22 protein-coding genes are annotated in these 20,554 nt (G+C 41.5%); 2 read left to right on the forward strand and 20 right to left on the reverse strand.

What is annotated here, in order from left to right:
* Positions 1-17: 17 nt before the first annotated feature.
* Complete coding sequence (locus MHH46_RS28060) at positions 18-872, reverse strand: copper amine oxidase N-terminal domain-containing protein (RefSeq protein ID WP_076193634.1); 855 nt, start codon at positions 870-872, stop codon at positions 18-20.
* Between the two features lie 164 nt (positions 873-1,036).
* Here MHH46_RS28060 and MHH46_RS28065 point away from each other — a divergent pair, with 164 nt between their 5' ends.
* Positions 1,037-2,221, forward strand: coding sequence for an oxalate decarboxylase family bicupin (locus tag MHH46_RS28065; RefSeq protein WP_076128773.1), 1,185 nt, complete (start codon positions 1,037-1,039; stop codon positions 2,219-2,221).
* Positions 2,222-2,240: 19 nt separating this feature from the next.
* Here MHH46_RS28065 and arsC read toward each other — a convergent pair whose 3' ends face one another.
* The 15 genes from arsC to MHH46_RS28140 form a co-directional block, all read right to left on the reverse strand.
* Positions 2,241-2,660: an arsenate reductase (thioredoxin) gene (gene arsC / locus MHH46_RS28070; RefSeq protein ID WP_076193631.1), complete on the reverse strand. Its 420-nt coding sequence runs from the start codon at positions 2,658-2,660 to the stop codon at positions 2,241-2,243.
* A gap of 21 nt (positions 2,661-2,681) precedes the next feature.
* Positions 2,682-3,971 carry an arsenic transporter gene (locus MHH46_RS28075; protein WP_076193629.1) on the reverse strand — a complete coding sequence of 430 codons (1,290 nt, stop codon included), beginning with the start codon at positions 3,969-3,971 and terminating at the stop codon, positions 2,682-2,684.
* Between the two features lie 128 nt (positions 3,972-4,099).
* A complete protein-coding gene (locus tag MHH46_RS28080) occupies positions 4,100-4,426 on the reverse strand; it encodes a helix-turn-helix transcriptional regulator (protein ID WP_076128778.1) in 327 nt (108 codons plus the stop codon).
* Between the two features lie 81 nt (positions 4,427-4,507).
* A complete protein-coding gene (locus MHH46_RS28085; protein WP_076193627.1) occupies positions 4,508-4,909 on the reverse strand; it encodes a GNAT family N-acetyltransferase in 402 nt (133 codons plus the stop codon).
* Between the two features lie 42 nt (positions 4,910-4,951).
* Positions 4,952-6,295, reverse strand: a complete 1,344-nt coding sequence (locus MHH46_RS28090; protein WP_076277125.1) for a cell wall metabolism sensor histidine kinase WalK — start codon at positions 6,293-6,295, stop codon at positions 4,952-4,954.
* A complete protein-coding gene (locus tag MHH46_RS28095) occupies positions 6,296-6,964 on the reverse strand; it encodes a response regulator transcription factor (protein ID WP_076128780.1) in 669 nt (222 codons plus the stop codon).
* 28 nt (positions 6,965-6,992) lie between these two features.
* Positions 6,993-8,954 (reverse strand): ATP-binding cassette domain-containing protein, encoded by a 1,962-nt coding sequence (locus tag MHH46_RS28100; protein WP_076185467.1) that lies wholly within the window; start codon positions 8,952-8,954, stop codon positions 6,993-6,995.
* A 207-nt stretch (positions 8,955-9,161) separates the two neighbouring features.
* On the reverse strand, positions 9,162-9,305 hold the full coding sequence (locus MHH46_RS28105; protein ID WP_162636847.1) for a hypothetical protein: 144 nt from the start codon (positions 9,303-9,305) through the stop codon (positions 9,162-9,164).
* A gap of 16 nt (positions 9,306-9,321) precedes the next feature.
* Positions 9,322-9,840, reverse strand: a complete 519-nt coding sequence (locus tag MHH46_RS28110; protein ID WP_076128815.1) for a DinB family protein — start codon at positions 9,838-9,840, stop codon at positions 9,322-9,324.
* A 168-nt stretch (positions 9,841-10,008) separates the two neighbouring features.
* Positions 10,009-10,665: a response regulator transcription factor gene (locus MHH46_RS28115; protein ID WP_038573390.1), complete on the reverse strand. Its 657-nt coding sequence runs from the start codon at positions 10,663-10,665 to the stop codon at positions 10,009-10,011.
* Positions 10,643-13,024 carry an ATP-binding protein gene (locus tag MHH46_RS28120; RefSeq protein WP_076193624.1) on the reverse strand — a complete coding sequence of 794 codons (2,382 nt, stop codon included), beginning with the start codon at positions 13,022-13,024 and terminating at the stop codon, positions 10,643-10,645. Before MHH46_RS28120 ends, MHH46_RS28115 begins: the two co-directional genes overlap by 23 nt.
* A 137-nt stretch (positions 13,025-13,161) precedes the next feature.
* Positions 13,162-13,971, reverse strand: a complete 810-nt coding sequence (locus tag MHH46_RS28125; protein WP_405132541.1) for a type II CAAX prenyl endopeptidase Rce1 family protein — start codon at positions 13,969-13,971, stop codon at positions 13,162-13,164.
* A 690-nt stretch (positions 13,972-14,661) separates the two neighbouring features.
* Complete coding sequence (locus MHH46_RS28130; RefSeq protein ID WP_256717231.1) at positions 14,662-15,894, reverse strand: glycosyl hydrolase family 8; 1,233 nt, start codon at positions 15,892-15,894, stop codon at positions 14,662-14,664.
* A 238-nt stretch (positions 15,895-16,132) separates the two neighbouring features.
* Positions 16,133-16,669, reverse strand: a complete 537-nt coding sequence (locus tag MHH46_RS28135) for a DUF2812 domain-containing protein (protein ID WP_076193619.1) — start codon at positions 16,667-16,669, stop codon at positions 16,133-16,135.
* Positions 16,670-16,685: 16 nt separating this feature from the next.
* Positions 16,686-17,009 (reverse strand): PadR family transcriptional regulator, encoded by a 324-nt coding sequence (locus MHH46_RS28140; RefSeq protein WP_036681391.1) that lies wholly within the window; start codon positions 17,007-17,009, stop codon positions 16,686-16,688.
* A gap of 137 nt (positions 17,010-17,146) precedes the next feature.
* Between MHH46_RS28140 and MHH46_RS28145 the strand changes: the two genes are divergently transcribed.
* Positions 17,147-17,317, forward strand: coding sequence for a hypothetical protein (locus MHH46_RS28145; RefSeq protein ID WP_155288200.1), 171 nt, complete (start codon positions 17,147-17,149; stop codon positions 17,315-17,317).
* Between the two features lie 79 nt (positions 17,318-17,396).
* Here MHH46_RS28145 and MHH46_RS28150 read toward each other — a convergent pair whose 3' ends face one another.
* The 4 genes from MHH46_RS28150 to MHH46_RS28165 form a co-directional block, all read right to left on the reverse strand.
* Positions 17,397-18,395 (reverse strand): globin-coupled sensor protein, encoded by a 999-nt coding sequence (locus MHH46_RS28150; RefSeq protein ID WP_076193616.1) that lies wholly within the window; start codon positions 18,393-18,395, stop codon positions 17,397-17,399.
* A 221-nt stretch (positions 18,396-18,616) separates the two neighbouring features.
* Positions 18,617-18,946, reverse strand: coding sequence for a four-helix bundle copper-binding protein (locus tag MHH46_RS28155; protein ID WP_076193614.1), 330 nt, complete (start codon positions 18,944-18,946; stop codon positions 18,617-18,619).
* Positions 18,947-19,051: 105 nt separating this feature from the next.
* Complete coding sequence (locus MHH46_RS28160; RefSeq protein WP_076128794.1) at positions 19,052-19,372, reverse strand: metal-sensitive transcriptional regulator; 321 nt, start codon at positions 19,370-19,372, stop codon at positions 19,052-19,054.
* 74 nt (positions 19,373-19,446) lie between these two features.
* Positions 19,447-20,454, reverse strand: a complete 1,008-nt coding sequence (locus MHH46_RS28165) for a cation diffusion facilitator family transporter (RefSeq protein WP_076193680.1) — start codon at positions 20,452-20,454, stop codon at positions 19,447-19,449.
* Positions 20,455-20,554 lie beyond the last annotated feature (100 nt).

Here is a 20,554-nt window from a genome sequence, read left to right on the forward strand (position 1 = left end):
AATCTATAGCAATTGCCTTATTGCGCTCTCAAGGTGCGTGACCTGAAAATGACGTATTCAGCCTCTGTTGGTATGTTAACGGAAAATGATAATAATGCCGTCTTGGAGGTTGAGGAATCAGGTCCTTTCAACGTTTGATAAAAAGAATTCCCTTTACTGTCCACACTCACCAGCTCTAATTCAGCGTTTCCTTTAGGGATGATGAATCCGGAGGTATTTTGCACGCCTAAGGTCAATCTATATTCTTTCCCGGATTGAGCCTGCGTTAGCATAGTAGGATATAACGGATACGGATGTGCTGTCGTTTCGAGTGGATAAGGAGCAAGCGCACGATCTGCCTCAGGCTTCACCCATTCCTCCCCTTTTCTGGCTCCAATACCAAGGGTTAATTTATTCACATTATTAAATTGCACTTCCCAGCGAAAAGACTTAAGCCCTTCTAAAATGGGAGACGCCGGAACAAACAGAGTGCCATCCTTTATCTCTGGAGCAACGCCTAATGAATCTACGGTCTCCCCATTAAAATCTGCCTCTAGCTGCCCTGCTTTAATATTTCCTACCGATCGGTCCAGCAGTGAAACAGTAATACTCTTGCTCAGAGCGTCATAGAGCAAATCTGCGCCAATCGCATTGGAGAAGGCTCGAATCGGCACCATTAATTTACCTGCTTTGAAATAAGGGGCGAGTTTACCTGGAAAAAGCACGTAATATCCCCCGTATGACAGTGGCATTACCTGTGTCCCTAACTGGACAGCTGCCGACACCGATGTAGGTGTAACCGCAGATCCCGCGGCGAACATAATCACTAATAGACCTATTACGTAAGCTTTTATTTTCCCTAATCGTTGTAAGGACTCCTTGATGTGAATCATCACAAACCCCTCTCCAGTTCATCTAGAACCTTAGCCTCTATTAGTAATAATCAATGATGACCCTACACATGTCAACTTGTACCACTTCTGCTATCCATCATAAAAGACAGCATTCCGCATATATTTTCATTGAACGCTTTAGGAACAAGAAAGGAGAACATCTTATGACTTCTGCTGGACAGGATTCGGCAAACAAAACAAACATCCCCCAGCCCATCCGAAGCGATGGCACAGGGGGATTAGATAAAGGACCCCGCGATGTTATGCGGGATCTTGAGAATCCGGATATGTTCGTTCCTCCGGTGACTGATGCGGGCCTGGTTCCCAATTTGAAATTTTCTTTCTCCGATGCGCATATGCAGCTTAATCATGGTGGCTGGTCCAGAGAAGTAACCGTCAGAGAACTCCCTATCGCAACTACACTGGCAGGTGTGAATATGAGCCTGACCCCCGGTGGAGTACGAGAGCTTCACTGGCATCAGCAAGCGGAATGGTCTTATATGCTGTTAGGCCGCGCCCGGATTACTGCTGTGGATCAGAATGGACGGAACTTTATAGCAGATGTAGGACCTGGTGATCTATGGTATTTTCCGCCGGGTATTCCTCACTCTATACAAGGTCTTGAAGAAGGCTGTGAATTTCTCCTTGTCTTCGACGACGGAAGCTTCTCTGATCTGAATACCTTGTCTATTTCCGATTGGTTCGCCCATACGCCTAAAGAGGTACTTTCAGCTAACTTTGGAATACCTGCCGAGGCCTTTGACTCCATCCCCACTGAACAAGTCTATATTTATCAGGATCAAGTTCCCGGCTCATTACAAAGCCAAAAGGTGCAATCGCCATATGGAGAAATTCCACAGAGCTTCAAACATTCGCTGTTGGCACAGCCTCCATTAAAGACTCCTGGCGGGAGCGTCAGAATCGTTGACTCCAGCAACTTTCCGGTCTCCAAGACCGTGGCTGCTGCACTGGTAGAGATTGAACCTGGAGGAATGAGAGAGCTCCACTGGCACCCCAACAACGATGAGTGGCAATATTATCTTACCGGAAAAGGACGGATGACTGTGTTTGCCGGAAACGGTGCAGCACGTACCTTTAATTACAGGGCTGGCGATGTTGGGTATGTTCCTTTTGCATTTGGACATTATATTCAGAATACAGGAGAAGAATCGTTGTGGTTCCTCGAAATGTTCAAAAGTGACCGTTTTGCCGACGTCTCTCTGAACCAATGGATGGCTCTCACTCCCCATGAATTGGTTCAAAGTAATTTGAACGTTGGGCCCGAAGTGATCAATGCCTTACGGAAAGTGAAATGGCCAGTGGTGAAATACCCTAAGTTAAAAGAATAGGTTACTTCCTCCCTTTTGCTTATTCACCCGTCTCCGCAAATTGTTTGATTCTTTCACCAATCTGGTCACGCACATGCTGGAACACTGCCCACTTCTCTTCATCACTCCCTTGCGCTTTTGCCGGATCATCGAAGCCCCAGTGTTCCCGTTTGACCTGCGGAGGGGTCATTGGACATTTATCCGCAGCATCTCCGCATAAGGTAATGACCAGATTCGCATTATTCAGCAGATTAGCATCAATAATATCCGAAGTCTGGCCGGAAATATCTATGCCTACTTCGCTCATCGCTTGTACAGCTTTTGGATTTAGACCGTGAGCTTCAATACCTGCACTGTACACGCTCCATTCTTTTCCTAGATATTGCTTAGCCCAGCCTTCAGCCATCTGACTTCTGCAGGAATTCCCTGTACATAAAAAATAAATCGTTCTCTTGTTCATCTTGATCTTCCCCTGTCCAAATTAGTTAATCAACAACCACATATAAAGACCTAAAAGCGTAATAAATAACGTTGGAATGGTTAAAATAATACCTGTCTTAAAATACGTTCCCCAAGAAATCTTCACGCCTTTAGCCGAAAGTACATGTAGCCACAGCAGTGTGGCGAGTGAGCCAATCGGAGTGATCTTCGGTCCTAAGTCCGAGCCTATAACATTCGCATATATTAAAGCATCTCTAATGATTCCAGTGGTATGCGTCGCATCAATGGCAAGCGCGTCAATCAGAACGGTAGGCAGATTATTCATCAGCGATGAGATCAATGCAGCTATGAAGCCCATACCCATCGTTGCGGCAAATAAGCCCTGATCAGCAATAGACCCAATCATCTTAGCAAGTAAATCCGTCAGCCCAACATTTCGAAGTCCATATACTACGACATACATTCCAATGGAAAAGAACACAATCGCCCAAGGCGCTCCTGTAATCACTTCTTTCACCTTGACGTAAGGGCTTCTTCTCGCGAGAAGCAGGAACAAAATAGCTATGATCCCCGCAACCACAGATACCGGAATACCCAAAAATTCGCTGACAAAATACCCTACCAAAAGAACAGCCAATACAATCCATGACAGCTGGAACATTTTTTTGTCTTTAATCGCCTCATGCGGATCTTTTAGCTGTGAATCGTTAAAATGCTTGGGAATACTTTTGCGAAAAAAGAAATAGAGCACCACGATGCTCGCAACAAGGGAGAACAACGTAGGTATAATCATCTTGCCTGCATACTCCATAAACGTAATTCCGAAAAAATCCGCTGATACGATATTGACCAGATTGCTGACCACGAGCGGCAGTGAGGTGGTATCGGCAATAAAACCGCTGGCGATAATAAACGGAAAGACTTTTTTCTCATCAAAATGCAATGCCCTTACCATCGCAAGCACAATAGGCGTAAGAATCAGAGCCGCTCCATCATTCGCAAAAAATGCAGACACTAACGCACCAAGAACGATGACATACACAAACATTCGTCTGCCATTCCCGCGGGCAGCCCGCGCCATATGTAAAGCAGCCCATTCAAAAAATCCGATTCGATCCAGAATTAAAGAAATCAGAATAATAGCCACAAACGCTAAAGTAGCATTCCACACGATCTGCGTTACATCCAGAACATCATTAAAGCTGACTACCCCAGCTAGCAAAGCTATGATCGCGCCACCGCAGGCTGACCATCCAATCGATAAATTACGGGGCTGCCAGATTACAAGGATTAAAGTTACTAAAAATATAAGGATAGCTACAATAGCCAAAGTGCCATCCTCCTTTTACTGCAAATCCACATCTTTTTCAACACTCCTATATAAGCATGTGACTTCAATCCAACATCATTATATAACTATATGATTATATATAAATCAAAAAAATCCTTACCTGAAATTTAGTCGCAGCATGGCTCTTTAGCCTCTTTATTCAGTTCAGCCAATATCGATTTGGAACTAGGCATCTGTTGAAGAACAGCTTTAAGATGTGGTTTATCCTCGACATTTAACGAATAATGTACCCACTGTCCCCGCTTGCTTTCCCTAACGATTCCTCTACTTTTCAATTTCCGTAAATGCTGGCTAATCGCCGGCTGGGAAATGTCAAAGATATCAACGAATTCACACACGCACCATTCCCGCTCTTTCAGAAGAGAAAGCATTGCCAATCGTGTCTTATCTCCGAACAGCTTCAAGTCTTCAGCAATTTCCGTTAGTGTCTGCATTCCTTCTCTCCTCCTCTTGAAAGTATATAAGCTAATACTTATATTCTAGTGAACTTACCAATCGGAAGCAAGAGTTAATTTTTAGCGGGCTACCGTCCACTCATGCTCCAACATACTGAACATCAAAGAATCCCGCCATCCATCTTTAATAAGCAAAGCATCTCTTAATCTTCCCTCATAAGTCATACCTATCTTGGTGAGTACCTTGGATGATCCGCTATTTCTAGGGTCACAGGTCGCATATATTCGATGTAGTTGCAGTTCTTCAAAGCCAAATTTCAACATTCGTCTGGCCGCTGCTGTAGCGACTCCCTGTCCCCAGGCATCAGGATGGACAATATAGCCGATTTCGCCGCTTCTGTCCGTATGGCTACTAATATTTAATTCAATCATGCCGATCAAATGTTCAGTTCCTACTGCAACTATGGCTTGCGCGAACCGAGTTCTGGGAACTTTTTGAGAGTCTTCTATTGCTTGGTTCACAAATGAAAGGGTCTGCGTTTGCCTTAAGCTTCAGCCCGTTAACTATTCATAGGGTTGAGAGACAGGGATCCAGACGATAAACTGGGTTCCTTCCCCAACCTTGCTCTCCACTTCTATTTTACAATCATGCATTTTTAGAATTTTTAAAACAATGGATAATCCAAGTCCATTCCCTTTATGAACGCTGCTCCGCGCTTTATCCACCATATAAAAACGATCAAAAATGCGGGGCAATGCTGCCTCTGGTATGCCTTGACCAGAATCTTTAATAGAAACCTTCACAAACGCTATAGAACGCTCGATTTCGACATGAATGATACCCTCTTGGCTTGTATATTTTATAGCATTATTGATTAGGTTTTGCCAGACTTGATCAAACAAATCTTTATCCACCGTAATTTGGCAGGGTAATAAATCCAATTCTATCTGAATGTTTTTCTGTGCCCATTGTGGCTCCGCCAGAACGATCGCTCTTCTTAACTGTTCATCCAGCTGAAAAGTGGTGAGATTAACCGGATGATGTTCTGAATCAAGCGAGGCTAATCTAAGCAGATTGTCACTTAGGCGGGATAAGCGCAGCGTTTCCTGATAAATAATATCCAGATGTTCTTTTTGCTCTTCTACTGGAACGACACCATCTTGCAGCGCTCTAGTAAACCCTCTAATGGACGTAAGCGGAGACTGCATTTCATGAGAGACATTGCTGACAAAATCATCACGAACAGAGTCTATCTTTTGCAGCTCACTAGCCATATGATTAAAGCTTTCCATCAGTTCCCCGAACTCATCTTGATTTTTATGCGTCAAGCGCACAGATAAATCGCCTGATGCCATTTTTTTAGCTGCTTCCGTCAGACGTTTGATAGGCTTAACAATGAATCCGGACATCAAGAGAATCAGTAAACTTCCAATGACTAAAACCGTTAGAAGTGTAAAAAACACGTTGCGTCTGAATGTGATCAAGCTCGACGAAAAATCAATTTTAATGATGAGCGCAGCTTTCTCCTTATCTACGATGGGAATGCCAACAATAGCAACACCAGACTTATCATTAAGCATCACTGCGTCTGTGGAATCTGGCTTAAATAGAGCGGCAACCTTCTCCTTATCCACTGAAAAAACAGCATCACTCCACTCATTCACTCTCACTTTCGCAATATCGACCCCATATTTATTGAGCAGTTTAGTAAATGCCTGTGCTTTTTCCGGATCATCGATTAGGGTAAGCACTTTGGCTACGTCTCCAGCTACTCTAATGAAGATATGGTTTGGGGTCACATTATTTTCGGAAAACCGTACATTTAGCAAAAAAGAGATCATTAAGCTGACGATCACAATCCCAATGAACGTAATGACAATACGCAGACGCAGGCTTTTTTTCAACATTTAGGCCAACTCCAGACGGTATCCAAGTCCTCTTACCGTAGAAATAATTAGCTCGGGAATCGATTCAAGTCTTTCTCTCAGACGTTTGATATGTACATCTACCGTACGCTCGTCGCCTTCATAATCGACACCCCAAATATTTTCTATGAGCTGAGAACGCGTGAATATTTGCCCTGGCGAACCCGCCAGAGCAAATAACAACTCACATTCCTTTTTCTTCAACTCCACCGTTCTCTGAGCCGTAACAACGTTCAAATTCCCCAGATCAATCATCACTGCGCCTAGTTGAATCACACTCGAGGAGGTTAAATGATATCTTTTTAATAGTGATTTTACCCTCAGGACCAATTCAATGGGATCAAACGGTTTGACTAAATAATCATCTGATCCGGCATTAAATCCTCTGACTTTGTCCTTAGATTCTCCTCTAGCTGTAACCATCAGAATTGGAATATCGATATAAGATCGGATATCTTCGGTCAATTCAATACCATCTACATTTGGCATCATCACATCTACAATCACCAAATCGATCTTTGTATGCGCTAGAATGTCTAATGCCTCTTGACCGTCTGCTGCTTCCACTACGGAAAATTGGTTTTTTTCAAGATATAATCGTATTAATCTACGGATATGAGAATCATCATCCGCCACTAGAATCGTGTTCATCTCTCAATTTTCCTCTCCGCTAACCTATTTATTCATATCGTAGAGATTCCATTGGATCCAGTTTGGCAGCCTTAGAGGATGGCATCAAACCGGCGATAATACTAATCAGGGTACTCACAACGATCCCAAATAACACATAATAACCGGATAGATTAATAAGTTTCACTCCAAAAGCATTGTCCAAGAGAATATTTAACACATAACTAATGACAATGGCAAAGAGTACCGCAAAGATACCGCTGAATACACCTAATAAAGCTGATTCAGAAAAGAATATACGTTTGATATCTTTTTTCCTTGCGCCAATTGCCCGAAGAATCCCAATTTCCTTAGTCCGTTCCACTACACTGATATATAGCACAACCAATATCATGATCCCTGATACGAGAAGTGAAATCCCGGCAATACCAGAGAGAACTATAGTAGCCATATTCACATAAGTTGTGATTCGCTCCATGATTTTTGCCGATTGAGAACCTGAGAATCCAGCATCAACAGCGGCTGCATTAATATCATTCACATATTTCATATCGGTTGCAAAAGCATTAACTTGAATTGGACCTATTGTAGTCCCCTTGTCAGCATACATTTGCTCCAAAGTCTGCGCTGGAAGATAACCCGTGGGTTGCATTTGCGCTCTTGGATCAGTGCTTTCATAAATACCAGAGATAGTGACTTCTTGTTCCAATGTGATCGGTTTATGCTTAGCATCCATTTCATTAATATATAGATAAATCGATTTCCCTACTAAAGACTCTGGACTGTCATTTCCGCTTAATTTACTTGCCGTTTTCACGGGTAATAATATCTCTTTGCCCTCTGGAAAAGCCCCTGCGGTAATCGTCTCTTTAGCAAAAGCATCCGTTAAGGTTGTTAATTGTGTAAGACTAACCGTCTGATCTGCATAAACCATAGTAGATTTGCCCGAAATGGAAGTGATGGTTTCTACATAATCAACATTTGGAATATTTCGGATGGTTTCAATATCGGCAGCCGTAAACGTTTCGCCGGGCAACATCATTGCCTCTGGACCTTGCATGCCTTTAGCTTCTTCACTGGGTTTAGTTATATCCACGAGTAAAGGATCCATACTTGAATTAATTTCGTCATTCATATAGTTCGTAATTCCATTCCCTAAGGAAAGCATCAACAGTACGCTTAAAATACCAATAGACCCACCCAAAGCTACCAATACATTACGTTTGGCGTTGAGCTTCATGTTCTGCAGAGCCATTTTAAAAGATGCAAATAAACTGAGATTCCGGGATGACCCCTCTCCTCCATCGTAACTAATCAAAGAGCGGTCCTTTAACTGAATATCATCTTTAATCCGTCCTTCTTCCACCTTTACGATACGGGTACCAGAGTCGGCTACTTTCTGTGAGTGGGTCACGGTAATGACCAATATCCCTCTTTTGGCTATGCTGTCCAATAAGGCTAAAATTTGATCGCCGGTATCCTTGTCCAATGCCCCTGTAGGTTCATCTGCCAAAATAATATCAGGATTATTCGCTAGCGCGCGGGCGATGGACACTCTTTGCTTCTGTCCACCGGACAGCTGATTGGGACGTTTTTTCAGGTGCTCTTTCAAGCCTACCTCAGTCAAAATATCTATAGCACGTTTATTACGGTCCTTCTCACTGGTATCCGTCATCTGCATCGCCACTGTAACATTCTCCAAAACTGACAGATGCGGGATCAGATTGAAATTTTGAAAAACGAAGCCAATATTGTTCTTGCGATAATCATCCATTTCCTTTTCGGTCATCGTGCTTAAATTCTTTCCGCGGACAAGGACCTCGCCTTCATAATCGGAGTCCATTCCCCCAATGATGTTCATCAGTGTGGACTTTCCGCAGCCAGACTCACCTAGAATAGAGACAAATTCACCTGTCTCAAAGCTTAGATTCACATCATGGAGTACTGGCACCTTTTCTTTACCGTACAAAGTATATGATTTCTTTACATGTTTAACTTCTAATATTTTCATTTGTTTCTCTTCCTCTCCTGGTCATGCTCTATATCTCTTTTGATGTTTCATATCCTAACAAATTTGTGTGAACTGATAATGAACTGGATAGCCACATGGAAGAGTCAGAGCTACAGCAGATATTTAGGTTAAGCAATATAAAAAGGCGAATTCACACTCAAAATGAGTGGAACTCGCCTTTTCTATTCGGCTTATTTTCAAAAGAAATTAGTGCATGAGGTAATAAGCTAATCCTCCAACTTGTTTTCCGGCGTAATAAACGATGTCTATAATCACCACTGTTAATACAAATTTCGAGAGCAGCGGATATTTCTTAAATAAAGGCTTTATATTTTTCTCTATGTACTCCATTCGCGCGCCTCCTTTCTTAAGCTAGTGCTCTTTTTCGGATCAGCCTAATCTGGCCTCTATGATTGATTTCATCCTCAAAAACGTGAAACCACATAAAATAGTAGTTCGCAGGTTTGTTATGCCAGAATTCCTCTTCAGTATATAACCAATTATCATCGACGGTTGCGAATAATTCATAAGTCTTTTGTCTAACTTCATTTAGGCGATCTAAATAATAGCTCAGGTCATTCCCCTTAATATTGGCTCGTCCTTCGTCTCCTAAATTTAATGCTGGCCCCCATCTCGTTAGCTCTTCTTCAGACAAATCTCTTTGCTCAAACGTTGCTACTTGATATGCATATTCTACAGCAGCGTAGTGCAATAATAACGCTCCAATAGAGTTACTCTGAGCATCCAATAAATAATCCAGTTGTTCCACAGTTAGACCCTTAACGGCTTCTAATGTTGTATATCTTGCATAGTTCATCATGGATAAAAGTCGGCTGATTTGCGGGGAGTAACCTGGGATATCTGTAATCAAAAATATTTGGTTCATGTCAATCATATGGATGTTCCTCCTTGATTTCTTCAGAATAATACTCTAAATACCTGAATGGTTCAGAATTATGAATTACAGGTAATGACGATCAAGATGCAAAAGTGAGGTGCTTAACACCATGAATAAAACTAACAAAACTATGTATTGGGTTGTATGGGCTTCAACTTAGAAAGTCTCCATCCTAACAAGACCTAGTCGCTTCCCTTCCACTATAGCTTCGGATCTGGAATGTACACTAAGCTTCTCAAAGATTCTCGTCAGGTTATACTCTACAGTCCTTTGTGACATTAAAAGCTTGCTGGCTATGTCTTTATTGCTTTTTCCACTAGCTACTTCTTGGAGTATTTCCTGTTCTCTTTGATTAATGGACACTTCTTCAAGCAGCCGATTATCCCGGTGATTAGAAATCTTGATATCATTTCTTCGTAGCTGTTTAAGTAAAGACACCGGAATGACCGCCTCATTCCTTAGTGCACAACGAATGGTATTTAACAACTGTTCCCGGGAAGCTGTTTTAGAGATAAATCCTGTGACCCCTGACTCCATCAAAAGATTATAATGAGCACTGATCTCATATCCGGTATAAATCACCACTTTAGATTCAGGATCACGTTGAACGGCTCTTTTGGCGAATTCAAGTCCGCTGATCGTAGGCATGTTGAGGTCGCATAAGATCACATCAAATTCTTGTTGCTCCAGCCTATCCAAAGCTTCCATCGCTGACAAAACAAAAGTAACCTCCATATCCGCGTCCTGCTCAATCATAGTTTTGGTTCCTTCTCCGACTGAAGGATGATCATCAACCAACAAGATACGTATCATCGTCATCGCCTCCTCTGTGCTTTTCTTCTACAAAAGCCATTGTCGGTAAATAAATAATAACCTCCAGTCCCTTCCCTTTCTCCGAGGTAAAAGTGCACTCCCCCTCTAAGCTAGCAACACGTTCTTTGATTCCAGACAGGCCCATATGCTGAAAAGATTCCCTGATATCAACTATATTCATGCCAATCCCATCATCCTTATATCGAAAATAGAGGTGCTCTTGCTGGTCCAGCTCAATTTCAATCTGATTCGCCTTGGCATGTTTCCCGGCATTCCGCAGGAGCTCCTGTACTATTCGATACAACGCAATCACCAGGTCTTCACTTAGATCACCAATCGGACTGGATGTAAAGGTGATAATGTAGTTGGACTGCAGCTGGGCATACTCAAACAATAGTTCCAGTGCCTTCACAATTCCGGTCTCTCTTAGCAGCGGTGGACGCAGTTCATTGCAGGTCTCCCTAATCTGATATATCACATCCAGAAGTCCCTCTTTAATCTGAAGCAGCTCTGGCAAAATATCCGCCTCAATATCATGATCGGAGATCAGTGTTTCCAGCCTGCGAAGCCAAATGAGCTGATCCTGAAGAGCAGAATCATGTAAATCCGCCGCCAGCTTTCTGCGTTCTTTCTCTGATAAGTTAAAGATCAGGCGTAGAACCCATGGTGCTGCATGTAGCTCTTTTTTCATCTCTGCTTCAAGGTCTTCAATCAAGCCTTCAATAAGATATAAATTCTCATAGACAATACTCGCATAATTTGCGAGGGTATTTAACCAGTTAAGCTCATCCGAATTAAGCTTTGTATGGTTCTTCTTATGATCAATCCAGAGGAGATGAAATTTTTTTTGGTGACGTCCGATTACGAGTAAGATCCCCTGTTTGAGTTGAACTACTTCTCCTACCTTAAAAACTGGAGATTTCGATACAAATTCTATGTTGATCTCTTGGCCCGAATTGTCGACTATTTGTTCGAGGTTACTCATATCCTCATCTCTCTCAAAAAAAGCAGAACGACTAAACGGTAAAATCTCATTGATTTCCTTGTAAATTGCAGCCTCCAAATCAGACCGCATCATAACCTTGGAGATTTGCTTCGAGAATCGCTCCAGACTACCTTGATAATGATAAAGCTCACGGAACAGTTTAGGCCGGAAATAATAATCTATTTTCTCCTTAAAGAATAAAAAGATTGTAATAGATAAATATACAACCAAAAACATCTGAATCCATTTGATCCAATCATACTCTTGCCTGCTCTGAATGATCGCAAGTACGGCTACAATCATTAGCGCCGGAAAAAAAGCAATTAATAAATAATATTTAAACCGATTAAAAGCGAAATCAATATCAAATAGTTGCCTAGCCGTCAGCAGATAAAAATAAGTAACTGGCATCAAAAACAAAAAGATCGTAGTAATTTCGTAAGGAATCAGGTTGACCCCAACAGCAATGGGTGCAGCTGAGAAGAGAACAAACGGTGTAAACGCAAGGATTTGTCCGGTAAGCATAATTTTAAACATCGATTTAAGCGCTGTGCTTCGATAAGTAATGTATAAATATAGCAGCTTAAATATGCTGTAAAAAATCCCAAAAACAAAGAACCCAATAATAATTAACCTTACAAAGGAATACAAGGATCTATCCCAGGAGTAAACCATTAGACTGGAGGTGGAAAATAGGCTTAGTAAAATGACCAGGCCATAGTATATTTTGATTACAGTAGTAGATAGAACTAATACATCAAATCGTTTCAGATATACTTGGAGAAAGTGAATAAAAACCAGTGGAATTAAAGGCAACACGCTACCCATCGCGATTCTACCTATAAGATCAGATCTACTTGAGGCATATCCCGCAAAGTAAGTTATTCCGACTAATAAAAAGAATAAAATCAGCAGCTCTGCTGAGCGATCCCCGCTTTTCCTGCGGTATAATAGAAGGCTTAACACTGCCAAAAAAACAAATGTCGCTCCAGGGACTACAAGCTGGGTAAACGTATGATAGATGGAGGACTTATTCTCAATATCATAATGCAAAGCAAGTGGAGCCCCCCCTTTGGAGTTACGAAGAAGGTCAACGGATTGAACCTGAGTTAAGCTTCCATATCTCACAGCTTCATCCACTTTATCAATCGGTTTCCCATTAACCCGTAATAAGATATCCCCTTCCCTTAGATTCTGTTTATACCCTTCGCTTGAAACGTCTGCCTCAGCAATATAATATTGCCCTTCTTCATTCTGCTCCAGACCAACGCCAAGCAAGATGTTAGAGTGAATGACCCACACAAAATGAATAATAAGAAAAACAAAAAGGCAAAGTAACCCTGATATGAATAACTGGCGGAGTTTTACTGTCATTTCAAATCCCCCGAACGAACAAAATTATACATATCTCTATTCTTATTTGGTATTCCCCTACCATTTTATATGAATCACAAAGGAAATTATATACTTTTATGCATGATATTCCTTCTCCTCTAAATATCCGCATTGAATTATAGCTCTATCCTGGCTTTTTGCTGCTTCACTCTGTGGTTTCGATCCAGAATCCATATCGCTGCGCAGCCATATAAAATCACTGGAACCCAACCACTCTCCCCGGCTACATACTCCAACATAGGTGAAGAACTGACAGTAATATTGTGCAAAACACTATCTACAGCATTATTAGTTCCGTGTAAAAGCACTGCCGGCCAAATACTACCGGAGGTCAGACGCAGTTCATTTATAATGATGCCCGCAAACATAACAGATAAGGTAAAGAGCACCACCACGAGCCAGCGGCTTCCAGAGGAATGATAAGCACGCGGCCCAAGAATCGCCGGATAATGCCATATAGCCCAGATTAAGCCCATTGTTACACTAGAACTTACTCTTCCCATCCATTGAAAACGCGGGAGCAGCCAACCCCTCCAACCGATCTCTTCCCCCAAAGCAGATAATGAACCAAGAACAATGTAAACGAGCAAATATATAGCAGTCTTGATCCATGAATCTGGAGAAATTAAGCTTGAGTTCCATCCCATCCAATAGACAGCATATCCCGCTCCCAGTGAACCTAAGGGAATAACTAAAGCCAATATGTATTCTTTGCCTCCCCTAAATTTGAAGCTCAACCTTCTCCATCCCTCAGCACTGTATCCATCTCTCACAATCAGAAACATCATGATACATACTGTGAAAAAAGGAGTAAATCCATACAGACCTTGCGCCGATTCCGGAAGCAGCAACATCCCTAACGCCATTGCCCATACGAAAATAATAAATAGAAGAGATTGTTTCTTGTCTGAGAGCAATATTATCACCTACCCTTTTTAGATATAAGGAACTATATCTTCCTATTTAATCCAATTGTATACAACCAGGCAGGACGTTTCACCGAAAACAACGTTCGTTAAAACCACAATTCTTTTGCGGTACTACTTATCTGTATGCCGCAAAGTCTTCAGTAAGGTTGTCCTAAAAATAGTGAAATGGTGAGCGATGTGCGATGTGCGATGTGCGATGTGCGATGTGCGATGTGCAGCGTAAGTGTAAACTAATTAGGGAAATACTCCCTGAAAATAGCCGATTTTCGCTCTAAAAGGACGAAATCAGGGAATTCCTCCCTAATAATCAGGGGGATTTCTTTATTAGTTACTGAATCGGCCAAAATTCAGGGAAGTTTTCCCTAATTATAAGTCTGATGAACAAAATTCTCTGAATTTTAGGGAGAAATTCCCTAATTACTGTATAAGTGCTTCACTTATTGCATCATTTGGAGCATCATTAGGTACGCCCCATGATTCAATTGGTTATCAAATAAAGGATGCTCCGCCGTAACATTAGAGATCAGGTGGCTTTACTTTTGCCCCTAATCTACTGAAGCAAACAGTAGTTGACCAAAAATGCAGAACAGCGATTCCCCGATATTAGGAGAATCGCTGTTCTGTTTGACTTTTATGGTTTTGGGCATGAACGTTTTGGGGACAGCCTTTTTCTAACTATACGTTATCTTAATAGGTCCACCAGTTACCAGACATAACGATCATCGAAAACAGCTTGATGCTGTCTTCATAGTAATCTTCTGCAGCACTGCTTGCTGTGTGGCTCCAGAGAGAATTCAACCAGCTTTGGTAAGTTGATGAGGTCATCGCACTGACTCCAAATGGAGCATAGAAGGCACCGCTATTGTAACTTCCAAATACGGTTCCGTTTAGCTTATACCCATCTTTTATACTACCAGGTGTACTGCTTACTTTAGTCTTAATCCAGCTATTCATCTTATTGAGCTGCGTAAGCGCCCTGCTGTCTCCAGTAATCAAATAATCTGTTGCGATCCGCCATGGGGTACGACAAGAATTGTAATTGTAATTCCCGTCATTGGCATCCTCAAGGAAATTCGCCGCAGCAGGTTTATACACACCCCCAGAGTAAACTACGAAATCAGGCAACAGCCCAGTGCTAGAGCTATAACCCGTATAAAGGCTATTTATAATCGTGTACGTTTTATCGATAACATTCGTCCAGCGGGTATCTCCTGTAGCCTGTTGGAATGCTTTTAAATGATTTAGCATGAAATCAGAAGGTCTAGTTGCCGTATTATACGAGCCGCTATTCGCCCAGTCACCTAGACGGATCGTCCACTGTGTCTGGTTAATCTCATTGTCCATAATCGCATTAATGATATCTTTTGCAGCTTGTAAATAATTGATCGTACCACTACTTCCCCACTGCTTGTCCGCAAGCAGCAATGAGAACGCTATATCCATATCTCCATCTGTAGCAGAGTCCTCGCCTTCAATATTTTGAAAGCTGCTGTTTTGCTTCCAGGACATCAAATAAGGGTTAATTGCACTTGGGTGAGCCTTGTAATAATTATATAAGCCGTCAAAATAAGTCTGAGCATTGCTGTCATAACCAGCCATCAAAACTGTGAACAACATCCCGTAACCATGTGCTTCAGATACCGTTTCTCCATCTGAATTATACTTAACGTAATATTTGCCAGTGCCAGCTGGTTTGAGATAGGCCGTTTTCCACGCATCCCATTTGGTCTTCACTGAATTATCCATACTGGTCTGGGTTACATTGTTTGGCTTGATAGATCCACTCGTGTAGGTGGAATGTTGCGGAAAAGGTTTGTTCACTGCTGCAAACGCGGAACCGGCAGGAAGAATACTAATTACCAAGCATACGACAATAAGGCTTTTCCAACTCAACCTAAGCTTTGCATCCTTCTTCATCATTCATTGCCTCCTCTTCAATTGTGGTAATAAATTTGAAAGAAAACAGCAAGCTAATTCGTATTCGCTATCATTGTAATACAGAATATGGAATTAATATATAAGCAATTCCATTAATAGATCATTAGTACTATATATCTGAGACTTAGATTTGTACTCACTCCTCAACTAAAAAAAGGATGGTTCCACAACCAACTTCATTCATGGCTGTGCAAACATCCTTTAGATAAAAATCCATTCGCTATTCTCGTAATTTATTCAATTTGAATCGATACGCAATGTATGGAAGACCCGGAAAGACCAACATACAAAGTGTGACCACTACTAACACCAGGCTGATATTCCTCACGATCTCAGGTAACCATCCATTAACGCCCAAGATTGCTAGGAAGATAAAAGCAATCAAAGCTATAAGCAATGGCAAGGCTACTTTGCCCATCGTTTTCTTTTCACGTTCATATTTGTCAATGAGGGTCCCTGTGTCCGAGTAGATAGGCGCCGTACCTGCAGCTGCCCGAAAGATATGAAACCCATTTCCGGCAGAACAGACATAAGTCCATCCGGCATCTTCAAAAATCAAATAATACTCCTCATCCACATTCGTGTGATAATCTACACTGTACTCAAGATTCTGGGGATCTCCCTTTCTTAACTTATAACCCAAAGGTGCAAAGCTCTCCAGGAGCCAGCCCCTTTTGGCATACTTACTCAATTTCTGCATATCTCCTTTTTCAGTAAAAGCTAAGCCCCCGCTGGTCACATATTTTGTATTCTTCATGCCTATTCCCCACCTTTTATTTGAGAATTTGTTCTGCATGTCTAATCATTTCTTTTCGGCGCTCTACTTCTTTTCTTAGCAATCCAATCCCTTTTTCCGTTGCAATATACGTTTTTCGTTTGTCGTCCTCTTCTTCTTTATACAGCTCAATAAATTCAGCCGCTAGCAGCTTCTTAATGGTTGTATACATGGAAGCAGGCCCAATTGAAAATTGATTGTTCGTCATCGTTTCGATTGATTTCATAATCAGATATCCGTGTTTGGCTTCGACTAAAGACAAGAGAATATAAAATGCAGTGTCTGTGAGCTCTCCCATTTCCAATGAGTCCGTTCTTGACACTTAATCACCTCCTCATATGTATCATTAAAAGATATATCATTAAATGAACTATATCTTTTAATGATACACTTGTCAACTGCTGGCATAAAATTCAAACTACCTTCTCATACTAGGTGAAGAATATGGAGGTGAATGTCATGCCCAAAAATAGTGCCAATCCCAAAGAAGCTCCAGGAAAACATCAACCAAGTAAGAAAAACAATGCGGAGAATAACAACAATTTCAATGAAGCCGCTCAGATGGTGAACATCGATAAGGCTGCTGATTATGTGCCCAGCTTAAACGGTGTCTCCAAAACTGATGTTTAAGCTATACCGCTAATAACTTCTTCAAACAAAAAAACACTCCTCAGATTTTTCTGAAGGAGTGTTTCAATCCGTAGCAGTTTCATTTCAAGCTCTCTAACTCAGCAGTCACTTTTTCAATTAAGTTCACGAAGGAAGCCAGCTCTTGAGAGCTTTTGACCTGATCCTTGGAATACATGGAGTTGTGTTCCGATTCTTTTTTCACCTTGGAAAGGGTGGCATTGATATTGTCGAGTTTCTGGTCAATGGTTACCAGTGAATCCTTTGAGCGACGGGCTAGCTTACGAACTTCATTAGCCACAACTTCAAAACCTCTTCCAAACTCCCCAGCTCTGGCTGCTTCAATAGCCGCATTCAGGCCTAAAAGATGCGTATGATCAGCCACTTCTCTAATCATCGTACCCACTTGATGAATAGACTCCACCTCTTTGTCCAAATATAATACCGTTTGATGCGTTTTCTCTTGATAATCAGCATTTTTACTAGCTAAACTTTCTATCGATTCACTGCTATCCTTTAATTGAACCATCAAAGATACCAGCTCCTGAACGGCTGAACTCACTCCTGTAAGCAGGTGATTTTGCTTCTCAAGCAAGTTTTCTATTTTTGCTTTTTCATCCACTTCATAGGCTTCAAGAACGAGCTGTGAATCGAGATTAAACATCTTGGTTAAGGCATGGATAACAGGCTTCCACTCGTTTGGTAATATCCGTTCAAAATAAGCAGTAGCCAGATCCAGATATAATATGTACGTCCCCAAATACCAATTCGTTGTTAATCCAATACGGGAATGGATTTTCCCGATAAGCAAACGTCTTTCAATAAATGCTTCATCGATCACACCAGCGGCCATAGATAAAAAATACCACTGCTGTGTTTCTTTCAATCGATCCAGTGTACTGTGCTGCTCAATGATGTGGAGCAGCTCTGGCTCCATCGTCATCTGTTTATACAGCTCCCCAACCAATGAGCTAACGATTAAGTTGAATTCTTTCTCCTTGCTTTTTAATAATTCTAAATCAGCCTCAGTAATCCCTATATAGCTAACTTGCTGGAGTCGTTCTGGACTAAGATTGATCATACCGTCGTTAACATCCCTCTCATAACTGTTTATTTTTCTCAGCCATCCCCTATGGCATCTATATCTCTTGATTATAAAGGTATTATTTCAATAAATTTTAACACTATATTTACCTATATTGCTTAATAATTTTACAAAACCTCACTAGTTGCCCTTAGATTTGGCTTCCTATTCATGAATAAAGGGCTGCCGCAGCAGCCCTTTCAGTTTCAAGCTTTAAATTACGCCGCCATTTCACGGCAAACTTTTGCACAAGCTAAGCAAGCTTCTGCACATTGCTGGCAATGTTCATGATCATGCTTTTGGCATTCGTTGCCGCAGGCTTCACAAGCTTCTGCACAAGCTAAACAAATCTCTTTTGCATATTTACTGTTCATCGACATGGCATGAGCTGCAAACTCGCATATATCTGCACATTCACGATCCAGGCGAATGCACTCCTTCATCATCCCCACATGATCCTCATCCAAACAAGCTGAGTAACAGTGATTGCAAGCTATCATACATTTTAAACACTCATCGATACACTCTTTGTAGTTTTGATGTGCCATAACACATTCTCCTCTCAATTCATTAATTAGGATAGTCCCCTACTCTATATATACCCAATTTAAGCAAATAAAAAAGGATTCCGAGGAATCCTTCCGATTGATCAATTATCTAATTAATTTATTAATGGTAACTAATAGTTCATCCAGTACCTCGTTCTCACCTTCCTGGATACGTTCCACTACACAACTTTTCATATGATGCTCCAGCAAAAGCTTGCCCACGCCGTTCAATGCAGATTGGACCGAGGAGATTTGATGCAGCACATCATCACAATAGGTGTCTTTTTCAATTAACCCTTTTAGCCCTCTAACTTGACCTTCAATTCTATTGAGCCGGCTAATCAAATTCTTTTTAGTTTTATCTGAGTGATGACTTTTCCGCTCATCCGTACTGCATGATTCATGCTCGTGAGTCAGATTATCCATGCACCGATCACCCCTTTCCTCGTATTTTTATTATACTATAGCCCCCCTATTCTATTCAAAAAATAAATCATTGATTAGATTTTCAATTCTTCATGAACTATAGCTGAAGTTTCAACCTGAATGGTTGTATGTTGAATTTTGAAATGATCGGCAATTAACCGAATCGCTTGCTGCAAAATGCGTTGGTCATCTGCTTCCTCTTCAATTAAGATATGACAGCTGAGTGAATCTAATCCCGAAGTTATGGTCCAGATATGCAGGTCATGAACATTTCTAACCCCCTCAATGCTTTCGAGGATTTCCTTTACTTCAGCTGGATTAATTGTAATCGGGGTGCCTTCCATAAGGACGTGAACGGTATGTTTGATAATTCCCCATGCCCCTCTAAGAATCAATAGAGCAACCAGTACGCTTATGATTGGATCAGCAACATACCAGCCAAAAATCATCATGATTAAACCGGCAATAATTGCCCCTACTGAACCTAAAGCATCACCAAGCACATGGAGATAAGCACTACGGAGATTAATGTTATTTTTCACATCCCCTTTTCTCATAAGCGACCATGCACTAGCCACATTGGCTAAAAGACCAATACTTGCGATCAGCATCATAGATCCGCTGGCAACTGTCGGCGGCTCAAAAAACCGCCCATAAGCTTCTACAATGATAAATCCAGCAACTACAAATAAAGTAACTCCGTTTAAGAGTGCCGCCAAAATTTCAAATCGATGAAAACCATACGTTTTGTTCGGAGAAGCAGGTTTAGTTGCAAACCAGACCGCTACTAGGCTTAATGCTAGAGAGCTTGCATCGTTTAGCATATGCCCACTGTCCGATAACAGGGCTAAGCTGTTAGTAATCAACCCACCAAAAAACTCCAAAAACATAATTCCAACCGTAATGATCAACGCAATCAAAAGCCCTTTTTTATTTCCACTAGGATCAAAATGTTGATGCCCGTGAGAGCCATGGGAGTGACTGTGTCCTTCATGAGTGTGGTCGTGGTTACTGTGATCGTGATTGGACTGTTGCCCGTGTACATTCTCGACCTGATGATTGCGTTTGTTCTTCTTGTTCATCATGCTTAACCTCCTATTACCTTCAGCTAGATAGTATTCGTAGCCCTGCGCAGTTACATTCAAAAGCTCCAGTTAATAATAACATATGAGCATGTGTTCA

The sequence above is a fragment of the Paenibacillus sp. FSL H8-0175 genome (assembly GCF_045040615.1).
Taxonomy (GTDB): Bacteria; Bacillota; Bacilli; order Paenibacillales; family Paenibacillaceae; genus Paenibacillus_AQ; species Paenibacillus_AQ odorifer.

Coding starts and splice junctions, on each gene's coding strand:
- arsC (WP_076193631.1), bottom strand. CDS start 2,660: ATGAACAAGAGAACGATTTATTTTTTATGTACAGGGAATTCCTGCAGA.
- MHH46_RS28090 (WP_076277125.1), bottom strand. CDS start 6,295: ATGTTGAAAAAAAGCCTGCGTCTGCGTATTGTCATTACGTTCATTGGG.
- MHH46_RS28100 (WP_076185467.1), bottom strand. CDS start 8,954: ATGAAAATATTAGAAGTTAAACATGTAAAGAAATCATATACTTTGTAC.
- MHH46_RS28115 (WP_038573390.1), bottom strand. CDS start 10,665: ATGATACGTATCTTGTTGGTTGATGATCATCCTTCAGTCGGAGAAGGA.
- MHH46_RS28150 (WP_076193616.1), bottom strand. CDS start 18,395: ATGATCAATCTTAGTCCAGAACGACTCCAGCAAGTTAGCTATATAGGG.
- MHH46_RS28145 (WP_155288200.1), top strand. CDS start 17,147: ATGCCCAAAAATAGTGCCAATCCCAAAGAAGCTCCAGGAAAACATCAA.
- MHH46_RS28155 (WP_076193614.1), bottom strand. CDS start 18,946: ATGGCACATCAAAACTACAAAGAGTGTATCGATGAGTGTTTAAAATGT.
- MHH46_RS28065 (WP_076128773.1), top strand. CDS start 1,037: ATGACTTCTGCTGGACAGGATTCGGCAAACAAAACAAACATCCCCCAG.
- MHH46_RS28060 (WP_076193634.1), bottom strand. CDS start 872: ATGATTCACATCAAGGAGTCCTTACAACGATTAGGGAAAATAAAAGCT.
- MHH46_RS28110 (WP_076128815.1), bottom strand. CDS start 9,840: ATGAACCAAATATTTTTGATTACAGATATCCCAGGTTACTCCCCGCAA.
- MHH46_RS28135 (WP_076193619.1), bottom strand. CDS start 16,669: ATGAAGAATACAAAATATGTGACCAGCGGGGGCTTAGCTTTTACTGAA.
- MHH46_RS28095 (WP_076128780.1), bottom strand. CDS start 6,964: ATGAACACGATTCTAGTGGCGGATGATGATTCTCATATCCGTAGATTA.
- MHH46_RS28165 (WP_076193680.1), bottom strand. CDS start 20,454: ATGAACAAGAAGAACAAACGCAATCATCAGGTCGAGAATGTACACGGG.
- MHH46_RS28120 (WP_076193624.1), bottom strand. CDS start 13,024: ATGACAGTAAAACTCCGCCAGTTATTCATATCAGGGTTACTTTGCCTT.
- MHH46_RS28080 (WP_076128778.1), bottom strand. CDS start 4,426: ATGCAGACACTAACGGAAATTGCTGAAGACTTGAAGCTGTTCGGAGAT.
- MHH46_RS28160 (WP_076128794.1), bottom strand. CDS start 19,372: ATGGATAATCTGACTCACGAGCATGAATCATGCAGTACGGATGAGCGG.
- MHH46_RS28130 (WP_256717231.1), bottom strand. CDS start 15,894: ATGATGAAGAAGGATGCAAAGCTTAGGTTGAGTTGGAAAAGCCTTATT.
- MHH46_RS28105 (WP_162636847.1), bottom strand. CDS start 9,305: ATGGAGTACATAGAGAAAAATATAAAGCCTTTATTTAAGAAATATCCG.